22 protein-coding genes, 4 pseudogenes and 1 riboswitch are annotated in these 18,391 nt (G+C 33.8%); of the genes and pseudogenes, 14 read left to right on the top strand and 12 right to left on the bottom strand.

Annotation, left to right across the window (positions count from 1 at the left end; translation table 11 throughout):
- Nucleotides 1-103: 103 nt before the first annotated feature.
- The 5 genes from NSS97_RS05280 to NSS97_RS05260 form a co-directional block, all read right to left on the bottom strand.
- On the bottom strand, nucleotides 104-316 hold the full coding sequence (locus tag NSS97_RS05280) for a hypothetical protein (protein WP_107888093.1): 213 nt from the start codon (nucleotides 314-316) through the stop codon (nucleotides 104-106).
- A 76-nt stretch (nucleotides 317-392) separates the two neighbouring features.
- Entirely contained in the window at nucleotides 393-593 is a 201-nt protein-coding gene (locus NSS97_RS05275) for a helix-turn-helix domain-containing protein (RefSeq protein ID WP_107888094.1), read from the bottom strand.
- A 13-nt stretch (nucleotides 594-606) separates the two neighbouring features.
- The gene (locus tag NSS97_RS05270; RefSeq protein WP_107888095.1) at nucleotides 607-1,023 is read right to left on the bottom strand and encodes a DUF2178 domain-containing protein; all 417 of its coding nucleotides are present in this window, start codon (nucleotides 1,021-1,023) and stop codon (nucleotides 607-609) included.
- Nucleotides 1,024-2,230: 1,207 nt separating this feature from the next.
- Nucleotides 2,231-3,187, bottom strand: coding sequence for an ATP-grasp domain-containing protein (locus NSS97_RS05265; RefSeq protein WP_341111845.1), 957 nt, complete (start codon nucleotides 3,185-3,187; stop codon nucleotides 2,231-2,233).
- The gene (locus NSS97_RS05260) at nucleotides 3,180-4,238 is read right to left on the bottom strand and encodes an LLM class flavin-dependent oxidoreductase (RefSeq protein ID WP_107888097.1); all 1,059 of its coding nucleotides are present in this window, start codon (nucleotides 4,236-4,238) and stop codon (nucleotides 3,180-3,182) included. The genes NSS97_RS05265 and NSS97_RS05260 overlap by 8 nt, the downstream gene beginning before the upstream one ends.
- An 82-nt stretch (nucleotides 4,239-4,320) precedes the next feature.
- Nucleotides 4,321-4,426: riboswitch (SAM riboswitch) on the bottom strand.
- Between the two features lie 251 nt (nucleotides 4,427-4,677).
- Between NSS97_RS05260 and NSS97_RS05255 the strand changes: the two genes are divergently transcribed.
- Nucleotides 4,678-4,884 carry a hypothetical protein gene (locus NSS97_RS05255; RefSeq protein ID WP_088031155.1) on the top strand — a complete coding sequence of 69 codons (207 nt, stop codon included), beginning with the start codon at nucleotides 4,678-4,680 and terminating at the stop codon, nucleotides 4,882-4,884.
- A gap of 35 nt (nucleotides 4,885-4,919) precedes the next feature.
- Nucleotides 4,920-5,150, top strand: a pseudogene (locus tag NSS97_RS05250) (hypothetical protein); the annotation flags it as partial.
- A 137-nt stretch (nucleotides 5,151-5,287) separates the two neighbouring features.
- Here the strand turns inward: NSS97_RS05250 and NSS97_RS05245 are convergent.
- The gene (locus NSS97_RS05245) at nucleotides 5,288-5,677 is read right to left on the bottom strand and encodes a hypothetical protein (protein ID WP_341111842.1); all 390 of its coding nucleotides are present in this window, start codon (nucleotides 5,675-5,677) and stop codon (nucleotides 5,288-5,290) included.
- A 292-nt stretch (nucleotides 5,678-5,969) separates the two neighbouring features.
- On the opposite strand from NSS97_RS05245, the gene NSS97_RS05240 reads away from it, so the two are divergent.
- Nucleotides 5,970-6,521 carry a DUF4352 domain-containing protein gene (locus NSS97_RS05240; protein WP_107888138.1) on the top strand — a complete coding sequence of 184 codons (552 nt, stop codon included), beginning with the start codon at nucleotides 5,970-5,972 and terminating at the stop codon, nucleotides 6,519-6,521.
- A gap of 98 nt (nucleotides 6,522-6,619) precedes the next feature.
- Here NSS97_RS05240 and dhaK read toward each other — a convergent pair whose 3' ends face one another.
- Entirely contained in the window at nucleotides 6,620-8,371 is a 1,752-nt protein-coding gene (gene dhaK, locus NSS97_RS05235) for a dihydroxyacetone kinase subunit DhaK (protein ID WP_341111839.1), read from the bottom strand.
- 326 nt (nucleotides 8,372-8,697) lie between these two features.
- Here dhaK and dhaS point away from each other — a divergent pair, with 326 nt between their 5' ends.
- The 3 genes from dhaS to NSS97_RS05220 all read left to right on the top strand — a co-directional run bounded on the left by dhaS (nucleotide 8,698) and on the right by NSS97_RS05220 (nucleotide 10,685).
- On the top strand, nucleotides 8,698-9,264 hold the full coding sequence (gene dhaS, locus NSS97_RS05230) for a dihydroxyacetone kinase transcriptional activator DhaS (protein WP_002166228.1): 567 nt from the start codon (nucleotides 8,698-8,700) through the stop codon (nucleotides 9,262-9,264).
- A gap of 19 nt (nucleotides 9,265-9,283) precedes the next feature.
- A complete protein-coding gene (gene dhaQ, locus NSS97_RS05225) occupies nucleotides 9,284-10,282 on the top strand; it encodes a DhaKLM operon coactivator DhaQ (protein WP_341111836.1) in 999 nt (332 codons plus the stop codon).
- A gap of 295 nt (nucleotides 10,283-10,577) precedes the next feature.
- Nucleotides 10,578-10,685, top strand: a complete 108-nt coding sequence (locus NSS97_RS05220) for a YjcZ family sporulation protein (protein WP_000505673.1) — start codon at nucleotides 10,578-10,580, stop codon at nucleotides 10,683-10,685.
- A 244-nt stretch (nucleotides 10,686-10,929) separates the two neighbouring features.
- Here the strand turns inward: NSS97_RS05220 and NSS97_RS05215 are convergent.
- Together NSS97_RS05215 and NSS97_RS05210 are read right to left on the bottom strand one after the other, a co-directional pair.
- Nucleotides 10,930-11,184, bottom strand: a pseudogene (locus NSS97_RS05215) (hypothetical protein); the annotation flags it as partial.
- A 41-nt stretch (nucleotides 11,185-11,225) separates the two neighbouring features.
- Nucleotides 11,226-11,852, bottom strand: coding sequence for a VanZ family protein (locus NSS97_RS05210; protein ID WP_341111834.1), 627 nt, complete (start codon nucleotides 11,850-11,852; stop codon nucleotides 11,226-11,228).
- A 244-nt stretch (nucleotides 11,853-12,096) separates the two neighbouring features.
- On the opposite strand from NSS97_RS05210, the pseudogene NSS97_RS05205 reads away from it, so the two are divergent.
- The 3 genes and pseudogenes from NSS97_RS05205 to NSS97_RS05195 all read left to right on the top strand — a co-directional run.
- Nucleotides 12,097-12,198 (top strand): annotated as a pseudogene (locus NSS97_RS05205) (TetR family transcriptional regulator); the annotation flags it as partial.
- Between the two features lie 194 nt (nucleotides 12,199-12,392).
- On the top strand, nucleotides 12,393-12,704 hold the full coding sequence (locus NSS97_RS05200; RefSeq protein WP_002087249.1) for an ArsR/SmtB family transcription factor: 312 nt from the start codon (nucleotides 12,393-12,395) through the stop codon (nucleotides 12,702-12,704).
- 288 nt (nucleotides 12,705-12,992) lie between these two features.
- Nucleotides 12,993-14,168, top strand: a complete 1,176-nt coding sequence (locus NSS97_RS05195) for an MFS transporter (RefSeq protein WP_341111833.1) — start codon at nucleotides 12,993-12,995, stop codon at nucleotides 14,166-14,168.
- Between the two features lie 617 nt (nucleotides 14,169-14,785).
- Here the strand turns inward: NSS97_RS05195 and NSS97_RS05190 are convergent.
- Nucleotides 14,786-15,067 (bottom strand): barstar family protein, encoded by a 282-nt coding sequence (locus NSS97_RS05190; RefSeq protein ID WP_061690015.1) that lies wholly within the window; start codon nucleotides 15,065-15,067, stop codon nucleotides 14,786-14,788.
- A 157-nt stretch (nucleotides 15,068-15,224) separates the two neighbouring features.
- Between NSS97_RS05190 and NSS97_RS05185 the strand changes: the two genes are divergently transcribed.
- The gene (locus tag NSS97_RS05185; protein WP_002035052.1) at nucleotides 15,225-15,566 is read left to right on the top strand and encodes a YolD-like family protein; all 342 of its coding nucleotides are present in this window, start codon (nucleotides 15,225-15,227) and stop codon (nucleotides 15,564-15,566) included.
- Nucleotides 15,567-15,659: 93 nt separating this feature from the next.
- A complete protein-coding gene (locus NSS97_RS05180; RefSeq protein ID WP_341111830.1) occupies nucleotides 15,660-15,782 on the top strand; it encodes a hypothetical protein in 123 nt (40 codons plus the stop codon).
- Between the two features lie 78 nt (nucleotides 15,783-15,860).
- On the opposite strand, the pseudogene NSS97_RS05175 reads toward NSS97_RS05180, so the two are convergent.
- A pseudogene (locus tag NSS97_RS05175) lies at nucleotides 15,861-16,105 on the bottom strand (N-acetylmuramoyl-L-alanine amidase C-terminal domain-containing protein); the annotation flags it as partial.
- Nucleotides 16,106-16,203: 98 nt separating this feature from the next.
- On the opposite strand from NSS97_RS05175, the gene NSS97_RS05170 reads away from it, so the two are divergent.
- Nucleotides 16,204-16,407: a hypothetical protein gene (locus NSS97_RS05170; RefSeq protein ID WP_078176431.1), complete on the top strand. Its 204-nt coding sequence runs from the start codon at nucleotides 16,204-16,206 to the stop codon at nucleotides 16,405-16,407.
- 12 nt (nucleotides 16,408-16,419) lie between these two features.
- The gene (locus NSS97_RS05165) at nucleotides 16,420-16,641 is read left to right on the top strand and encodes a hypothetical protein (protein ID WP_002125677.1); all 222 of its coding nucleotides are present in this window, start codon (nucleotides 16,420-16,422) and stop codon (nucleotides 16,639-16,641) included.
- Between the two features lie 61 nt (nucleotides 16,642-16,702).
- Here the strand turns inward: NSS97_RS05165 and NSS97_RS05160 are convergent, their stop codons facing one another.
- The gene (locus NSS97_RS05160) at nucleotides 16,703-17,008 is read right to left on the bottom strand and encodes a hypothetical protein (protein WP_012260458.1); all 306 of its coding nucleotides are present in this window, start codon (nucleotides 17,006-17,008) and stop codon (nucleotides 16,703-16,705) included.
- A gap of 999 nt (nucleotides 17,009-18,007) precedes the next feature.
- Here NSS97_RS05160 and NSS97_RS05155 point away from each other — a divergent pair.
- Nucleotides 18,008-18,331 (top strand): hypothetical protein, encoded by a 324-nt coding sequence (locus NSS97_RS05155; protein WP_002110670.1) that lies wholly within the window; start codon nucleotides 18,008-18,010, stop codon nucleotides 18,329-18,331.
- Nucleotides 18,332-18,391 lie beyond the last annotated feature (60 nt).

Below are 18,391 nucleotides of genomic sequence, written 5' to 3'. Positions count from 1 at the left end.
TTATATGTTATGTATATTTCTAAAATAAATTAGCCGTCTTGCCAAAAGCTTTATACCAACAAAAGGAGCTAAATTATTTATCTTAGCTCCTTTTACTTATAAATTATTTAATTATAAAAGCTACAATCCCTAAAATTATACACAAAATTCCGCTTAACAATTGCCCTATTCCAGAAGCCTGTCCAAAAATCAATAAATTGAAAAGATTTTTTCTTGTTTGGTTTTTCCCTACAAATGCAGCATCCGTTTTCATTCTATATATTCCCCATAATACTAACACTATCCCAAAAAGTATTAAAAATAACTTTAACATCATAATATATTTACCTCTATTCATTATTTGTATTTCGCTGTATTGTTTCTTTTTAAAATTTTACATTTAAATATTAAAATTAATCATCTTCTTCAAATATAAAAACTTCTTCAATTGATCGGTTAAAAACCACAGATATTTTATATGCCAGTAAAACAGATGGATTATATTTTTGTTTTTCTAATGAAATAATCGTTCTTGAAGATACAAATACTTTATCAGCTAATTCTTGTTGTGTTATTCCATATATTGAACGCAATTCTTTTATTTTATTTTTCATAACAATCTCCTAATTAAAGAGTATAGTTATAATATTTTTTGGCCAACATTTTAGTAATTAAACAACCTATTATAATAATAAATAACCCTGTATTTATTGAGATTATAATCCATTTCGATAGAAACATCATGAGAAGAATCATAACCATTAGAATACTTATGGTAAATTGTGAAGCTTTTCCTTCTATCAGATCATCCCTCTCATCATATTCCATTGATTGCTCTCTTTCTAACTGTTTATGATTAGCCTTATATTTAGTTTGAGAAACTAAAGTAAAAATTAAAAAGATTATTCCTGTAAGAATCTTTAAATTCCCTAAATAAAATCCCTCACTGAAATCCGCTTTAGTATGATTAAAAAATATTTCAAAAAAACCCATTGCAATAATTGCAAACGAACATAAATAAAGCTCTTTAAATTTATTTTTCAAATAAACCCCTCCTAACACAACTGTATATGAAGTTTGCTTCACATGAAGTAGACTTCATATTACACTATCTTAAAAAGGATGTCTAGAATTAATTTGTTTTAGATTTTCGTTTTCACTAAAATTTTTAGTTTTACTAATAATAGTTGCACTTTCAGTTCCTCTTACATTTAACATTGACTGGTGCGAACATGTTTTCAAGGATTTAAATTACAAATTGATTAGAGTGTTTTTCCTTCTTATTACACAACAATAAAAAATAATCGGTTCCTTAACGTATAAGGGCCGTTCTGGGATTTAATTACAAATTAAAAAAGAACTTTATTCATGTTCTTTTACCCTATGATATAGAGCGGCTTGACTTACTCCTGCAATTGGCATATGAGCAGCTAGTTTCAAATATACACCCGTAAGTTATTTTGGCTTTGGGTATGATTTAGCAACAAGATTAATTAATGTTTTAGCTGGTCACAAACGATTTTATGGAACAATCGCTATATACAAACACCCTTCTAAAAACCAATGGGTTAGTTTATGGACTGTATGGGATGCAGGTGGACGATTAGTATATTCTAAATTTGGAAATGTGGTAAACAAACGTCCTACAGTTTAATGCGAGGTGATATTATGTTTAAAAATAAATATAAACTGGCATATCAAGCTATTGTTATTTTTTATATGATTTATCTTATATCTCCTTTAAGCACATATGTACTTAATTTAAATTACGGATCTATAGTAGCTTTAATTATAAGTTTAAGTTGTTTTATAGGGGTAATCATTTGCGCAACACGTTCGAAAATATAAATCTATGATTGTTAGAAACAGACTAATTAGTCTGTTTCTTTTTGTTTAAATTTAGTACTAAAAAGGGATGTAATAAACACAATTAAACAACCTGAATTCCATATTTATTAGGAACTCACGTTGCTTTAGTTTCTGTTGAAACCCTTAAATAAATATCCATTAACTATATAGAAAAATCCCCTCCACAGTAAACAACTCACTATGAAGGTGATTCTATCAAACTAACATAACTCTTATCTCAAACTACCCGAAATCTCCGTAAAGATAACCCCAACCTGCATCAGGGTATCCTAAACTTTTCCCACCAACTACAGCTCCTCTACCGAACGATCTTTCACCGATAAAATGTGCTATCTCTTCTTTTTTCTTATATTTGCACCAGAACCTTATTTTTTAATCAACATTATTTAACTGACTCTACTTGTTTTTCTAATTCTATTCCAAGGAATTTAGCAAGCTCAAGCATACCAAATTGATTAGCTACAGACTCTGCGTCAGAATTATAGTTTGTATTTGTATTAATATCATACGTATAAATTGTTCCATCCGCACTACGAATAAATTCAATACCAGCAACGGTAATTTTATTTTCTTTCAAAAACTCTTTGTACTGTTCAATAATTGGCTCTTGGAAGTCCGATATAATTTCAAATTTTGTTGACGACTCTTTCTTACTCTCTTCTCCTACTGGGCAAAAAGCATCGTGAATAGAGCACGCATCTGCCGGACAAAGCTCAAATCCTTCTGATGTATCTACTTTAACTGCATATACAAACTGACCGCCTACAAACTCACAACGTGTAATATATAGTTCTGGCGCTTCAATATACTGCTGGATTAAAGTAATTCCATCAATAGGCTCTTCAAACGTCGGACCATCCAAATATTGTTCTAAAGCATCAATAGAATGAAAAAGTTGAACACCAAGGCCTTTACCTGCACGGTTATGCTTTGTAATGAACGGTACTTCCCCTAACTCCCTTGCTGCTTTTACTATATTATCACGGCCAACAGCACCAATTGTTTTCGGCACTTGTATCCCAAAATTTCTTAATGCTGCGTATTGATTCAATTTACTTACTTCAAGGCGTAATGCACGAGACCCATTAAATACTGTTCGTCCGTATCCCTCTAGCCAAGCAAGAACCCCTTCAGTCAATTCAGGTGCATATCGATGCCCTCTCGTATGTGAAGAGGCACTCATGCGGCTATAAAAAACACCTTGGGGAGGTTCTTGTTCTAACGAAACAGTTCCTTCATCCAAAGACCATTCCTCATAAGGTAACCCCAGTTCTTCCAACCTTTTCACTAAATGATCCGTCCATTCCTTATTCTCATGTAATATGTAAATTTTACTCATTTGTAATCAATTCCTTTCTTTTTGCTTCAACTAATGGCATCACTTTTTCAGAAAATCGTTTCATCTCTTCAAGCTGTGGAGAAAATTGTAAAAGTAATAACGTAACACCCACTTTTTCAAAAGCAAGTATCCTTTCTGCAATTTGTTCTGGTGTTCCGATTAAATTAGGACGTAACCCGCGATTAGATACAGAATAATCATTGAACTTCACTTGCTGTTCCAAATGCGATTTACTAATAAAATCTTGATAACCTGCGTAACCTAAAGCATCGTCTTTCACATCCGTTATGCGTCTCCATTCCTCTAATGCCTCTTCTTCTGTATCACGACAAATGACGTAAGCCGCAAGCCCGAATGACTGCAATGGCTCCTCTGTGACTTTCTTTCTACGATTCTTCATATCTTCTATTTTCACAAATACTTCTTCCACTGTTCCGCCATGCATTACATATGCATCCGCGTGATTTACAATTACTTCTTTTCCTCGCTCACTCTCACCACCTGCATAGATCTTAATGCCTTGTTTCTGCACAGGTTTTGGACTTAAATGTGTATGATGAAGCTCATAAAAGTTCCCTTTATAAGAAAACTCTTCTTCTTTCCAAAGCTCTTTCAAAACTGTTACAAATTCCTCTGTGCGATCATATCGTTCATCATGTGCGGTAAATACGCCGCCGTACTGTCTCGCTTCTTCTTCCCACCATGCTGAAACTACATTCAATGTAAAACGGCCATTACTTAATTGATCAATATTCGCTGCCATTTTCGCTGTAACTGCTGGATTGTGAAAACCAGGTCTTACAGCTGTCATAATCTCTAATCGATCTGTTACCGCAGCAAGTGCTGCCGCAGTTGTCCACGCTTCTAAACTTGGTGCTGAAACACCTTTTATATCATTTAAGTTTAATTCCGCAATAAGTGTTGTTGAAAAACCTAATTGTTCTGCCGCTTGCGCTGTTTGTTTTGCATACTCAAACGTAGGTGGCATAGATTCATCATCTACATTTCGAAGCCATCCCCCAAAAATCGGTAACCAAAAACCATACTCCACTACATATTCCCCCTTTAACTTTTAGCCATAAAAAAAGCTACTCTTAACGAAATAAGATTAGCCTTCTTGACTAAATGAACCGCTCTTATCTTTCAGGTGTTTTTCACCTGCAGGATTTGGCACCTTTCGTCTAAAACGAGGTTGCCGAAGTTTCATAGGGCCCGTCCCTCCACTTCTCAACATAAGAATTGTTTGTTTTTTATTTATTATAATCATCAGAATAATAAAACTCAATACTTTAATACTTATTTTTCCGATAAACATTAAATGATATATGAAACATCATATTGTTATAGAGATTTATAGGGTGTTGTTTTACTTGCGGATATATAAAGGGGTATGTTGTATCATGTCGAAAACATCATTTATAACCAAGTTGCTTTACTTCTATCTTAAAAACACAGAAAAATAAATATCAATCAAATGAGGTGTTAGTAACATGAAAAATAAACGATGCGAGAATTGTGGTTCTACTACATTTAAAGAAGGAAGGGTTGGATCTGCTTATCATGCATATGTTTGTGAGGATGAATCTAGTAGATTCTTTTCAGGAGGGAAGCGTTCCAAACTATTAACCACATTTTGTTTAGAGTGCGGTGAGGTGCAATCATTTAGAGTGGAGAAGCCGGAACTATTTAAAGAATAAAATAATACTAATTACATATTATGCAGATGTTTATTAATGATACAGTAGGAATGATAACAACGGACGATTTCGCTACAACTAGAGTAAATACACCAATCATATTAATAAAAAAACAATGATGGTAGCATTCAAGCATTTTGCCTACCTTTAGAATTGGAATATTGGGTACTTTCATCTATAGGTGCTGCTTCACTAGGAAAAATCCGTTCCTCTGTAAAGTTGTTTTCGGAATAATAGACACTAAATTTCATGTTAAATACAAATAAACAAGGAACCTATTAGTTGGTTCCTTGTTTATTTAGCTAAAGCTGACTTCTTTGGAGAACCCAAATAAAAGTTAAATCGACTCCTATTTAACATTTCCCTTCAGATATATGACAGTAAAGAATACATCATCACGGTGTCAGCAAGCAAAAGTGTATTCTGCATTTCTGAAAACAGTAGATGGCAGATTGTGACCTGCTGAATCTGCTAAGAAAGAATATACAAGAACCTCCTTAACATCATCTTTATTTCCACTAACGATGACATCAAGAAAATCTTCTATTTCGAATTCTGGCGTAAACAACACAATCTTAGTTGTTCTGTTTGGTTCTAAAGAAACAAAAGTACGAGAGATTTCAACTAATTCATTTTGAGTTGGGAAAAAAGTGTTTCGACTTCTCTTAACAGTTACCGTTACATTACTAGTATGGCAGCGTGAATCATTGTTTAACATAATGTTGAGAGCAGTTGGAATAATCCCATTTTCAGAAACTGGAACTCGAAACACTCCAGTAGATTTATGGGCCATATAATCACATCCTTTCAAAATAAAATATATTTACAATATATTAGATGCAAGAAACGTTCATTTTGATATGGACAAATTATATGATTAATATATCTATAATAACCCTTGGTATTACTAAGCTAATGATTTAAAAGATTAAAAAATATCGTGAGAACCAATCGAATATATATTAAAAGGAAAAAGAATAAGGTGTCTAAAAGATTCCCTATTTTGAGCCAATAATGAGACATTATGTTAATCTTATATGTATAGTTGCACAAAATTGAGAAACTTAAGGAGACAGATCAATTTTATGAGAAAATCATTCATATTACTTACTTTAATTCTAGTATTAGTCAGTGTTACGGCTGCTTGTACACAAGATAAAAAAGATAGTGCCGTTGAAAATGGTCCAATAGAAGAACCAACCGCAAAAAATGAAAATGAAGAATTAATAAATTTTGAAGAAAAAGAAGATATGAGCCGCTTGGAACAAGGTATTTTATTAGTTGGTGAGAGTGTTAAAGGAGGCTATTACTTGGCCACCGTTCAAAGCGCATATTTAAATGCTAACAACGATTCCGTCGTTGTTAATGTCTCTGTAAAAAATGTACGAGGTCAAACGATTGGACTATCAGAATTAAAATATAACCTAAAAGATGAAAAAGACGGAAAGGCCTATGAAGGCAAGGTGCTTGACCAAAACCTTTCTGATATACAAGTTAAACCAAATGAAACAGTAGAATTGAAAATAGCTTTTGAAGTACCAGGTACCACAGATGAATATATGTTCTATATTGAAAGCTCTTTAGACCCTCTAGAAACAAACTGGAAAATCGATAAGCTGCAATCACAAAAAAACTAAGTCTCAAATAAGCAAAAAGCAATGAAAAATTTGATATAGATACAAATGAAGAATATATAAAAGTCCCTCCGCCTTAAGGCAGAGGGACTTTCTAATTCCTATTTCAAACTACCCGCAATCTCCGTAAAGATAACCCCAAGCGCATGCGCACCTGCATCTGGATAGCCTAAGCTTCTTTCACCAACTGTACCAGCGCGACCCATACGAGCTACGATTTCTTTCGTATACTCTGCACCTTTAACCGCTGCTTCTGCTCCTTTTTCAAAGGCAGTTTTCATGTCTGATTCGTTTGAAGCGCTATTTAACCAAGAGTCTACACATGGAGCAAGTGCGTCAACAAGTGTTTTGTCACCAACTACTGCTCCTCTACCGAATGATCTTTCACCGATAGATTGTATGCCTTGAAGAGCTGCTTGCAACGTTTCAGCGAATTCTTTCACTGTTAGCTCACGTTTTTCGCCTGCTGCTTTACTAGCTGCGCGGAATGCTCCGCCCCAAATTGGACCAGAAGCGCCGCCGCAATGTTCCATAATAATCATTGAACAACCGTCAAGGAATGATCCGATCGTTACATTCTCTTGTCCTAAAATAGAATGCCACTCACGCTTTAATTGCTTAAATCCTTTTGCAACACTCATTCCGAAGTCTCCGTCACCTGCATGTGTATCTAACTCACAGAACGGTACTTCATTTTTAATAATAATGTCACTCATTTTATCAACGAGATAAATCATGTTATTTAATGTAATGACATTATCTTTAATAACAGCGTGCTCTTCCGCTGTTTCTATTTCGAAGGAAACTTCCTTCTCTTCTACATCTTCAAGCACATTCACGTACTCTACACTTTCAACTGGTCCATCTACTTTAAACGCTGGTGTATTACACTCTTTCGATAACAACGTTTTTAACTCGTCATCTAACTTCATTACTGTTAAAGACATACCTGCCATATCAATACTCGTCATATAGTTACCGACGAATACTCTATTAATTTTAATGTTTCTATCAGCTAATTCTCTCGTAACTGCATTATTAAATAGATATAGTTCTTGCAGTGGTGTGCCGCCAAAACCATTTACAAGAAGCGCAATTTCCTCGCCATCTTTTACTCCTAAATCTTTTATTAAATCATTTGTCATACGGTTAGCTAATTCATCTGCTGACATCGTTTTTTCACGTTTAATACCTGGTTCACCGTGAATACCTACGCCGTATTCCATTTCATCTTCCGCAAGTGTAAAAGTAGGTGATCCGCTCGCTGGAACTGTACAAGAAGTTAATGCTAAACCGATTGTACGCACGTTAGCCGCTGCTTTTTCCGCTACAGCTTTCACCGCTCCTAAATCCATTCCTGCTTCCGCTGCTGCGCCGGCAATTTTATGCACTAAAATAACTCCCGCAACACCGCGGCGTCCTACTGTATACAGACTATCTTCTACCGCAATATCATCGTCCACTTTTACATAGTCAACTTCAATTCCATCTTCCGTCGCTAAATGCGCACCGTTTTTGAAATTCATAATATCGCCGCTATAATTTTTAATAATTAATAACGTACCTTTTTTACTAGCTGTCTCTTTAATTGCTTGGTATACCTGAATTTGTGAAGGCGAAGCAAACACATCTCCGCACACTGCTGCATCTAACATTCCTTTTCCGACTAGACCTGCATGTGCTGGCTCGTGACCACTACCGCCGCCGCTAATTAACGTTACTTTATTTTCATTCATTTCTTTCTTCTTAATGACTTTATATTTTTTCAAAAGCTCCAGCTCTGGATGAGCCATAACCATTCCGTTGCACATTTCCATTACTAATGTTTCTGGTTTGTTTATAATTTTTTTCATTGTGCTTCTCCCTCAATTCCTTTAATATATTGTGATATATTTGAAATCTTCTTCTTACTACTCATGTTAAAATGAAAGCGTTTTATAGTAAACGGACAAAATGGACAATCTGTCTAAAGACACCGCTCTCATTTATCCCGCATTAACGGGCAGTAAGACCCCCACCTCAAAATGCAATGAAAGCAAAGAAGTTAGGTGGGAGATCAACTGCCCGTAAATGCCCGATTGGTTCAACTAATAATCAGTGGGGGATGAACCTCCCCACTGATTAAAGTTTCACTGTATAGATAAGATTTTCATATTACTACATTCTAGGGATGATTCAGATGACTTCTTCTATAATTTCTAAAAAGATAATCGCGAATTCATTGAAGTATTTAATGGAAACAGAGTCGTTTCATAAAATATCAGTGAGCGATATTATGTTACACTGTCAAATGCGTAGGCAAACTTTTTATTATCATTTTAAAGATAAATTCGAACTATTAAGCTGGATTTATAAAGAAGAAACGAAAGAAAATATTATAGACTTTCTTGATTATGAAACATGGGAAAACATTTTCGATTTATTATTTGATTACTTTTACGAAAATCAAAAATTTTACCGAAATGCATTTAAAGTCATTGAGCAAAACTCGTTTAATCACTATTTATTTGAGCATACGAAAAACTTATATATGAAGATTATTGATGAACTATCGATGAGCTGTGGATTCAGCCTTTCTGATGAGACAAAAAATACGATTGCCTCCTTTTATAGTCACGGCTTCGTTGGAACGATAAAAGATTGGATTGAAAGCAAGTGCGAAGTAGATCCTTCCATTATGTCTTCTCTCATGAAAAATATGATAAACAATCAATTACTACTATTACTGGAGCAATCAGCAAAGTAATTAAAGGGTGGCAAAAGCAATGAAAAAGATTATGAATGATGTAGAAAATATTGTTCAAGATATGCTGCATGGCTTTTATTTTGAACATAACGACAAAGTGAATTACGATGAAACAAATAACATCATTTATGTAAAAGATATCGAAAAACTGAAGCAAAACGTTGTCATTATAAGCGGCGGTGGTAGCGGACACGAACCAGCTGATATTGGCTATGTAGGAAACGGAATGCTTACAGCGGCCGTAAACGGCAATATTTTCACTCCGCCTACAGTGGAACAAATTACAATGGCAACTCGCCTCATGCCAAAAGATAAAAGTATTTTATTCATCATCAAAAACTTTAAAGATGACGTTGAAAACTTTTTAGCGGCAGAACAAATCGCAAAAGAAGAAGGAAGACAAATTGACCACATCATCGTAAATGACGACGTTTCAATTGAAGATGATGCTTCGTTTAATAAAAGAAGACGCGGCGTCACTGGTACTGTTTTCATTCAAAAAATACTTGGTGCGGCCGCTCTTGAAGATCACTCTTTAGACGAACTAACAGCACTCGGCCGTTCTATCACCGAAAACTTACACACATTAGGAGTCGCCCTTTCACCTGCAAACGATCCAGTAAAAGGAAAAGCTTCATTCACATTAAACTATGATGAAGTATTTTATGGAGTCGGTATCCACGGCGAAAAAGGATACCGTAAAGAAGCACTATCCTCTTCTGAAATATTAGCGATTGAACTAATGAACAAATTAAAAAGCATTTATCGCTGGAGAAAAAGCGACAACTTTGCCATCCTCATTAACGGACTAGGTGCGACACCATTAATGGAACAATACATTTTCGCAAACGATATTCGCCGTTTATGTGAGCTGGAAGGCTTACATGTGAAGTTCGTAAAGGTTGGTACCCTTCTCACTTCTTTAGATATGAAAGGTGTTTCGCTGAGTTTACTTAAGGTAGAGGATTTGGATTGGGTGAAGTGGTTGAAGACGGATGTTGGAGCGAGTGGTTGGTAACAATAAACTAAACCTTATGATGATTGAACGTTTAGTAATCAAAAGTACTGACTTATATGGAAGAATGTATAAATCTTAGGTATCTGTAAATAAATCGAAGCATACATACTATTTGCAAGTTATCCACCAGTTTCGAAATGCGGTTATCCAGTCGGAGAAAGGCACCTTAATGTGTCTTTTTTTTATTTTCAAAAGGACCTGCTCAATTATTGCGTAAAAAACATAAAGTAAATTGAATCCGTTAAAATACATGAGTGACCCCTTGTTTTCCCCTCTTATTAAAGGAGGAACTATTATGGGATTTGGTGGTAGTTGTGGCGGCTGTGGATTTTCTGGCGGCTTTGCTTTATTAGTAGTATTGTTTATTTTATTAATCATAGTTGGAGCTTCTTGCTTCTGCTAAACAAACTATCGGAAAAGACACTCTTATATGGGTGTCTTTTCTTTGTAATAAAAAACTCTCCATAAAGGAAAGTTTTTAAGTTTATACATTCAAGTCATCCAAATTAGTTATTTATACAGCACCTTATCACTTTCGGTCTTTAGTGTGACATACAAATAATCCTTCCCCTACACAAAGTTGCTCAACTAACTTTAATTCCTTAGATCCAAAACTTATATAATTAACACACACATCATCATTAAATTCATTTTCTTACATCAATAGTTAGCTCATCTGTAATCTGCTCAAGATGAAAAAATCTTTTTATATAATGGATATGTGACCATTTCTCTTCTCCACCAATAATAAATAATTCTTGCGCATCATACATAAATGAAAAGCTTGGATAGAAACTGTCAGCCTTTAATCCAATCTCACCAGTATTATTGCTGATAATCTTACAGTCCGCTGAATAACTTAATAACGTATAGAGAGAATCTTGTGCTGATTGGAAGAAATACTAGACTCATTTTATAAACGAGATCGTATCTCATTGGAAGCTTACAGGTCTCCAGGATAATAAATTAACATCGCACCTACAAATGAACAAACTAAACAAAAAATAGCTTCGTATTTTATGACTAAAGAAGAGTTCGTATCAAGCTTTTTCCCCTCTCTTTTACATATCATTTTAAACATTTCAAATAAAACTCTATATATTACATACCCAACAATTGCCCCGAGGGTATTCGTAAATAGATCATCAATATCTGTAATTCTATTATTTAATAATTGATTTAACTCAATTGCCAATGAAAAAAAGAATCCTGCACATACTGTGTTTTTCATTTTTCTAAACTGTGGCCAAATAGTCGGTAATAAAAAACCTAACGGCATAAACAGTACAATATTCAAAAGATACGTCGTACTACCTGCCGTATCAAATAGAGTCAAGTTAATTTGACTGACACGAATCCACGTTTCATATCTACTTATATCCCATACAGTTGCGATTTGCGTCACCCCATATACTAGCGAAAGGTAGAATAGAAAAACATATACCCATAGAAAATGCCCAATAGATATATTTCTTTTCGCTTTAAAATAAAACCCAATTTGAAACACAATACAAAAAATAATAGTAAAGAAATAAGTATACAAATAACTCATCAAAACTTCTGTATCCATGCAGAATCCCCTAACTTTACATTTTCATCTATGACTTTATCGTTTTTAGTATCCTTCTTGATGTAACTCATTTATAGGATAGGAAAAACTTTTAAAATAAAAAATGGGGTAAACATAAAATTTTTCTTAAATCTTCAGTTGGGTTTTATTATTACTCTTCTTAGGAATCCGCCATTGATAGCTAGGCAACAACATGCTTAAACCTAACAATATTATCATTTGCACACGTAATCCTCGTAGTACTTTAACCGATGAAGCATATATAAAATCATGTGAATCGTTTGTTCAGTTAACACATGAAATTAAGAAATATATGACGTACTATAATCACTCTTGCTATCAATAGAATTTAAAGAAGATGACTCCTGTTTGCATACCGAAATCATCTTTTTTAGGTTGCCTAACTTTTTTTAGAATGTCCTTTACAAAAGGTACAGATCAAGAGCACCTCATTCCTATTTAAGGGGCTCACGTATACCTTCTCCCCTTAAAATCACCAAAACCCATTTACAAATCTATAAAAGTAGATATAATATCCTTATGGAACCTTTATTAATTTATAAAGCATTGTCAAATGAAACAAGATGTCAAATTTTATCATGGTTGAAAAATCCAGAAAACCATTTCGATGAAAAACCTTATCTAGAGCAAGGCCTTAGCTTTCAAGTTGGAGTGTGCGTAGGAGATATCCAGCTTAAAACTGGCTTAGCCCAATCGGTGATTTCTAGTTATTTATTAACTATGAAAAAGGCAGGATTACTAGACTCTGACCGAATTGGAAAATGGACCTACTATCGCCGAAATGAAAAAACAATACGAGAGTTTTCTGAATACGTTCAAAACGAATTATAAAATGAAAGCTAATAATCAATCTACATATCAATTGATTATTAGCTTTCACACATTCTGCTTTTTTACAGGTATCCAATTACTTTTTTATAAGATTGCACTACCTATAAAAGCAAGAAACATAGAAAGGAGAAAATTTTTTAATATATCATATCTAGTTATTTAGATATCTGTTATTGTATTTAAAATTACATAGTCCAGATAATATTGGCATCCAATCATACTTGTAATAATGCTTCTTTGTTAATGAATTTACTTTCAAAATACTGATACGAATGGAGAGTTTTATAAATGAAAAAAGTAAATCCTTTACTTATTCTGACACTCGCAATAGGTGTGTTCGGAATTATTACTACCGAGATGGGTATTGTCGGCGTATTACCACAAATCACTCAAAAATTCGGAATTTCAACTACACAAGCTGGATTTTTAGTAAGTATATTTGCACTAGTTGTTGCTATTTCTGGTCCGTTTTTAATTCTGCTCGTCTCTAGTATTAATCGCAAAATAATTTTATTAACAGCAATTTTTGCATTTGTTATTTCAAATATAATCTACGCTTATACAACACAATTTGAAATCATGCTTATTTTTCGTATTTTACCGGCAGCACTTCACCCACTCTTCTTTTCAATCGCTCTTGTAACAGCTGCTAAACTTGTCCCTCCAGAAAAGAGCGGTCAGGCGGTTACAAAAGTTTTCATGGGAATTACTGTTGGTTTTGCTTTAGGTGTACCACTAACCTCTTACCTTGCAGACCAATTTTCACTCGAAATTGCTTTCTTATTCGGAGCGCTTGTTAACACTCTTGCATTCATTGGAATACTAATCCTACTTCCTTCTATGCCTGTTAAAGAAAAAATGTCTTTCGGCAAACAAATTCGTATACTCGGCAAACCAGGATTATGGTTGAATATTTTAACCGTCACATTCCTTTTTGCAGCCATGTTTTCCGTATACAGCTACTTCGCTGAGTACCTTGCCAAAGTAACTTCCATGAATGGATCTCTCATCAGTATCATGCTGTTCATATTTGGTATCGTTATGATTTTAGGCAATCATTTATTTGGTAGTCTCCTGCAAAAAAGTATAGTAAATACAGTAATATTATTCCCTATCCTATATTCTATTGTTTACATATTGGTTTATTATTTAGGTTCCTACCTTGTTCCAATGATTTTTATCGTATTCATTTGGGGAATCGTACATGCTGGTGGATTAATTGTTGGTCAAGCATGGTTAATAAGCGAAGCAAAAGAAGCACCTGAATTCGGTAATAGCCTATTCGTTTCATTCTCAAATCTCGGAATTACTTTAGGAACAACTATTGGAGGCTGGTTCATTTCAAACTTAGGTATTCACCAGCTTATTTGGAGCGGATTCATTTTCACACTACTCTCATTTCTGTTAATTATAATAAAACTAAAATTTTTCAATTCTAATAGCCAAGCTTCATTATCAAGCTAGTACATTTTCAGTTTCAAATTTTATAAACTAAAAAGTATAATGATCAAAGCCTTTAGCCATAATTACGACTAAAGGCTTTTTTGTATATAAAGTGAAACTTTACTCAGTGGGGGGTTTTGTTCATCCCCCACTGAGTAGTAGCCTTCACCAATCGGGCGTTTACGGGCAGCAGGGCTCCCACCTAACTTCTTTGCTCCAGCTGAATTTTGAGGTGGGAGTTTTACTGCCCACAAATAGCGGGATAAAAATAAATCTAAAAGGAGCTAATTTTATGGAACATAATCAAAATGGAGTACTTGCTTTAATTGTTTTGTTTTTAGGATTAGTGTTTTTTGTTAGTGGAATGGTTTATCATTTATGGGGTTCTTATTAATTTCAACCTTTAGAAAGATGAATAATTTAAAAACTAAAACGTGTATTGTAATTATCGATATGAAATATTTCCAAAAACAACTTAACATGGTAAAATAATATTTGGACGGGAGTCCAATATTATTAAAATTAAGATGGTTCAAGTCGGAGAAAGGCACCTTAGGGTGTCTTTTCTTTTTTGTTAATTAATAGCTTGTTCTCTTCTAGGTAACTCTTTAAAATATAAATTTTAATAAAAAAGACGCTCATGCAGGATCCTTTCTATCCTCTTCATTATAATCAAGAAGACACTCTTTCATTATTTTCGTATCTCTCGGTAACCTTTTTTCAAACTTTGACCATCCGTCGAAGATCATTTTGTTTGGCAAAGGACACACAAATCCTGTAATACAATCCCAAAAAGCATCCCAGTTTTCCCCGTACAAATTAGGAAACTCAAGCTTCTCTTTAAGAAGTAAATGCAATTCTTTTGCATTATAAATATTGCTTACATCTATGGTAATAATTGATTCATGTGCATTACTCAATTATATATATATAAATCATGCTTAGTTAAATTGGGTTGATTTTATAAGGAGTCAAAAACCTCTAAATGTTTATTTTATAATTATATAAATAATCCTAACATCTCCAAAAATTGATATAATGATACAGTTATTAATAGCAATCAGGGAGATATACAGCATGAACTATACACATATGCCAAAAGAAATAGGAATGATTAAGCGGACTCCATTCGCTTCAATACCGAAGAAATTCATCGGTATTGGTAAGATTGTTAAAAAACAAACAAAAGTGGAGCGCCCTACATTAACTCAAGACAAACAAGAAATTATTGAAAACAAGTTACTATGTTCATTTCTTTCTGAAGAGAAGGTATTGATTACTTATTATAGAGATGGTCATTTACTTACTAGATATGTGACTGTAACTGACATAAATCCGATAAAGAATTTAATAACTTGCACTGATGCATCTTATAACAGAGTTTTCCTTAAATTTATAGATGTAATTGATTTGAGATAAAAAACATACAGTTTTTCAAATATATCCAGGAATAAAAATGAAAGAATCTTGTATTCTAGGTTAAATACAGATAGAGAAAAAGTGTAAGTTCTTGTGAGAATTAGCAAGATAAAGGCTGTTTGTTTAGGTTTTGGACTGTCTGTTATCGTTATCGAATTTACAAATACAAAAGAGGAACAGAACACAATAGAGAAAACTAAAGAAGCATTTAGATAATAGTTGAAAACGCCCGATTAAGGACGGCTTCAACTATTATCTAACTTTGATATATTCATACCACCATTTACCACCTGATCAAGTATCCACCCACCAAGTAATCTTATCTAACTCTGTATTAGGTAGGACATCGGTTTGGATATAACACAGTCCAGAAAGTGAATCAACATTAACGCTACCTTTTATTCCTCGTTCTGCCATAGCTTGAATAGCTTCATCTAAGGAGTTAGTATCGAATCCACCTGACTTAACATATTGATATCCACATTAGAACCGCCGTTTCCTTCACAATTCCCAACAGTTTGTCCCGTTAGAGCGTATAGTCATCCCCCCCTCCTTATGGTAATTCCTTTTGTAAATCTTTTTATTTAAATGTATAATTGTATGAAAAGTTCTAAAACTTTGAATCGAGGTGAAAAGCATGAGAAGTTTTGGCTCATTAATGATCTCTACTATCTGCTCAATAATCCTTATAATTTGGAATGCCTATTCCTTCTATGATGGATTCACGATGGGACATACGTATTACTGGGTTAATGGCATCGCAGCTGTTATCTTCTTTCTATTCTTTATCGTAAACATGCGAGAGATCTGCAAGAAAAACTATAGAACCTCAGAACAATAGGAGTTGATACATATGTGGAAAAAAATTAAGAATTATAGATTGAGCTTAAAAGATTTAAAGTTCATGTTATGGCTGTTCGGTATTACATGCTTTATATACAGCTACAATTTCATTGTAGGACTTGCTTTTGTCCACAAATTCCAAGTTTATGATTTAGGTGGTGCTATAGCGACATTCGCCGCATTTATGGATACTAGAAATAGGATTAAAAATAAAAATTATAAAGCAGCTTAATATAAAAAGGATCCTTTGCGGTTTCCTTTTTTCTATGTAAAATAAAAAAGCATCGAATTCGCTACTTTAATTGTTTGTTGTTTGCTTCTATTTCTTCTTCATTAAATGATTTTTGTACATTTCTTTTTAAATACAATCCTTTATAAACAAGTTCCTTGAACTCTTTCATAGATAATGGATCATTCAATACTTCCCATAATCCTATCAATTCTGTATATTTAGGTGTCTCCGTAACATACTCGTGTGATTTAACTGTTTCGAAGTGTCTATGGAATTCCCAATGACATTCTTCGCATAAATAGTAGAACCCGGAACACCTGTCATTTACACTCAAACTATTTTCTGTTCTATGGTTTCCTAGCCCCATTGTTATTCCTCGCTTTCTACTTGTAAATTTCTATTTCAATTGAATATGCAATATTTCATATTTCATTATTGTGATATTCCTTTATTAACTATCATTTTCTAGTTCATCATTAATATCCATTGATAAATCAACGTTTGTAATTTAACTCCTTATATTAAACCCCGACAAGATACTTTTAAACACTTTATTCAAATAATTATATTGGAATTTCTTGTTCTACACATCTATACGTGTTTTGTGTATTATATAGCAGAAGAGTAAGGTAAGAGTTACTCTTTGCCATTTTAGAAAAGGTTCTGTTGGAGACAACAGGACCTTTTTTGTTCGAATTTCAATAAAACAATTCTTAAATTCCATCTCATTGGAAATAACTATATAATGAAACTGATTAAATATTAGGAGTGCTATTAATGTCTGATATAATCCGTCTCTTAATTATCATGATGATTGCAACCTTTTTATTTTCTTCCATAATAATGGAGTTTAAAAAACCTCAAAAAAGCATGTTTTGGTTCTCAATTGAAGTCTTGTCTCTCCTCGGAGTTTTACTGCTAATAAAGGGATTTTTTATCAATCATATAACATAGTCCCCTGAATAAAATTCAATATTCCGTCAATACTGTAGACAACCGATTAAGTTACTTTCTCCTTGTTCCCCCTTGGAGAACCGAGCAGTTAGCTTTTGCTGACTGTTCTTTTGTTTGAAATTAAAATAGCGTTTTTGTTCCAAATAATGCCCTTATTCATTTGGACACATTTACCATTATTTTCACCAAAAAATTCATGATATCGTTAATTAGTCGAGTACGTCATTACTTGACGATTACCCTTAGGAGCCCCGCAGACAATCGGGATTTCTTTTATTTAAAGCCATTTTCTCTTTTAGGGTGATATAGTCCTTAAGATCTTGTTAAACCAGTGTAATTACGGTTGGAACTTCATCCTGTTTGACACATATCCCCAGGCTATCTGGACATGATAAAAGATGAGGTGACTGACATGAAGGATAAAATATTAGAATTAGTACCAGGATCGGTAAAAAAATTACTCCAGAAAAAAGTTAAAGATGGAAACCGATGCATCATTGATTTAGTTGTGGATGATGCAACTGCTTATGGATTTGAACCGGAGCAAGTAATCCCCTGTATCATGGCGGGTTATTATGTTTATGAATCTACCACCTATCCCAGTGAAATGGAGGAAGAATGGAAGCTGAACTTGGTTTTTCATGCGGCCAATCGCTCGGCAATGAAGCTTCTGTCTTATGGGAAGTATAAAGCGAAACAATCTGAAAGTGGATGGATGAGATATACAAATCCATAAGGTTTACTTAACATACCCTAACTAGCTTGGTGAGCATGAGGCAACGCCACATGCCCATCG

Origin of the sequence: Bacillus sp. FSL R12-0074 (assembly GCF_038005725.1) — a bacterium.
Classification (GTDB): domain Bacteria; phylum Bacillota; class Bacilli; order Bacillales; family Bacillaceae_G; genus Bacillus_A; species Bacillus_A mycoides.
The sequence above is the reverse complement of the archived record's forward strand: the minus strand, read 5'-3'. Positions and strand labels throughout refer to the sequence as shown.

Bases quoted from the DNA above. Each gene is read 5' to 3' on its own strand.
- NSS97_RS05280 (WP_107888093.1), bottom strand. From the start codon at position 316: ATGATGTTAAAGTTATTTTTAATACTTTTTGGGATAGTGTTAGTATTA.
- NSS97_RS05275 (WP_107888094.1), bottom strand. From the start codon at position 593: ATGAAAAATAAAATAAAAGAATTGCGTTCAATATATGGAATAACACAA.
- NSS97_RS05265 (WP_341111845.1), bottom strand. From the start codon at position 3,187: ATGAGTAAAATTTACATATTACATGAGAATAAGGAATGGACGGATCAT.
- NSS97_RS05255 (WP_088031155.1), top strand. From the start codon at position 4,678: ATGAAAAATAAACGATGCGAGAATTGTGGTTCTACTACATTTAAAGAA.
- NSS97_RS05245 (WP_341111842.1), bottom strand. From the start codon at position 5,677: ATGGCCCATAAATCTACTGGAGTGTTTCGAGTTCCAGTTTCTGAAAAT.
- NSS97_RS05240 (WP_107888138.1), top strand. From the start codon at position 5,970: ATGAGAAAATCATTCATATTACTTACTTTAATTCTAGTATTAGTCAGT.
- dhaK (WP_341111839.1), bottom strand. From the start codon at position 8,371: ATGAAAAAAATTATAAACAAACCAGAAACATTAGTAATGGAAATGTGC.
- dhaS (WP_002166228.1), top strand. From the start codon at position 8,698: ATGACTTCTTCTATAATTTCTAAAAAGATAATCGCGAATTCATTGAAG.
- dhaQ (WP_341111836.1), top strand. From the start codon at position 9,284: ATGAAAAAGATTATGAATGATGTAGAAAATATTGTTCAAGATATGCTG.
- NSS97_RS05220 (WP_000505673.1), top strand. From the start codon at position 10,578: ATGGGATTTGGTGGTAGTTGTGGCGGCTGTGGATTTTCTGGCGGCTTT.
- NSS97_RS05210 (WP_341111834.1), bottom strand. From the start codon at position 11,852: ATGGATACAGAAGTTTTGATGAGTTATTTGTATACTTATTTCTTTACT.
- NSS97_RS05200 (WP_002087249.1), top strand. From the start codon at position 12,393: ATGGAACCTTTATTAATTTATAAAGCATTGTCAAATGAAACAAGATGT.
- NSS97_RS05195 (WP_341111833.1), top strand. From the start codon at position 12,993: ATGAAAAAAGTAAATCCTTTACTTATTCTGACACTCGCAATAGGTGTG.
- NSS97_RS05185 (WP_002035052.1), top strand. From the start codon at position 15,225: ATGAACTATACACATATGCCAAAAGAAATAGGAATGATTAAGCGGACT.
- NSS97_RS05170 (WP_078176431.1), top strand. From the start codon at position 16,204: ATGAGAAGTTTTGGCTCATTAATGATCTCTACTATCTGCTCAATAATC.
- NSS97_RS05165 (WP_002125677.1), top strand. From the start codon at position 16,420: ATGTGGAAAAAAATTAAGAATTATAGATTGAGCTTAAAAGATTTAAAG.
- NSS97_RS05160 (WP_012260458.1), bottom strand. From the start codon at position 17,008: ATGGGGCTAGGAAACCATAGAACAGAAAATAGTTTGAGTGTAAATGAC.
- NSS97_RS05155 (WP_002110670.1), top strand. From the start codon at position 18,008: ATGAAGGATAAAATATTAGAATTAGTACCAGGATCGGTAAAAAAATTA.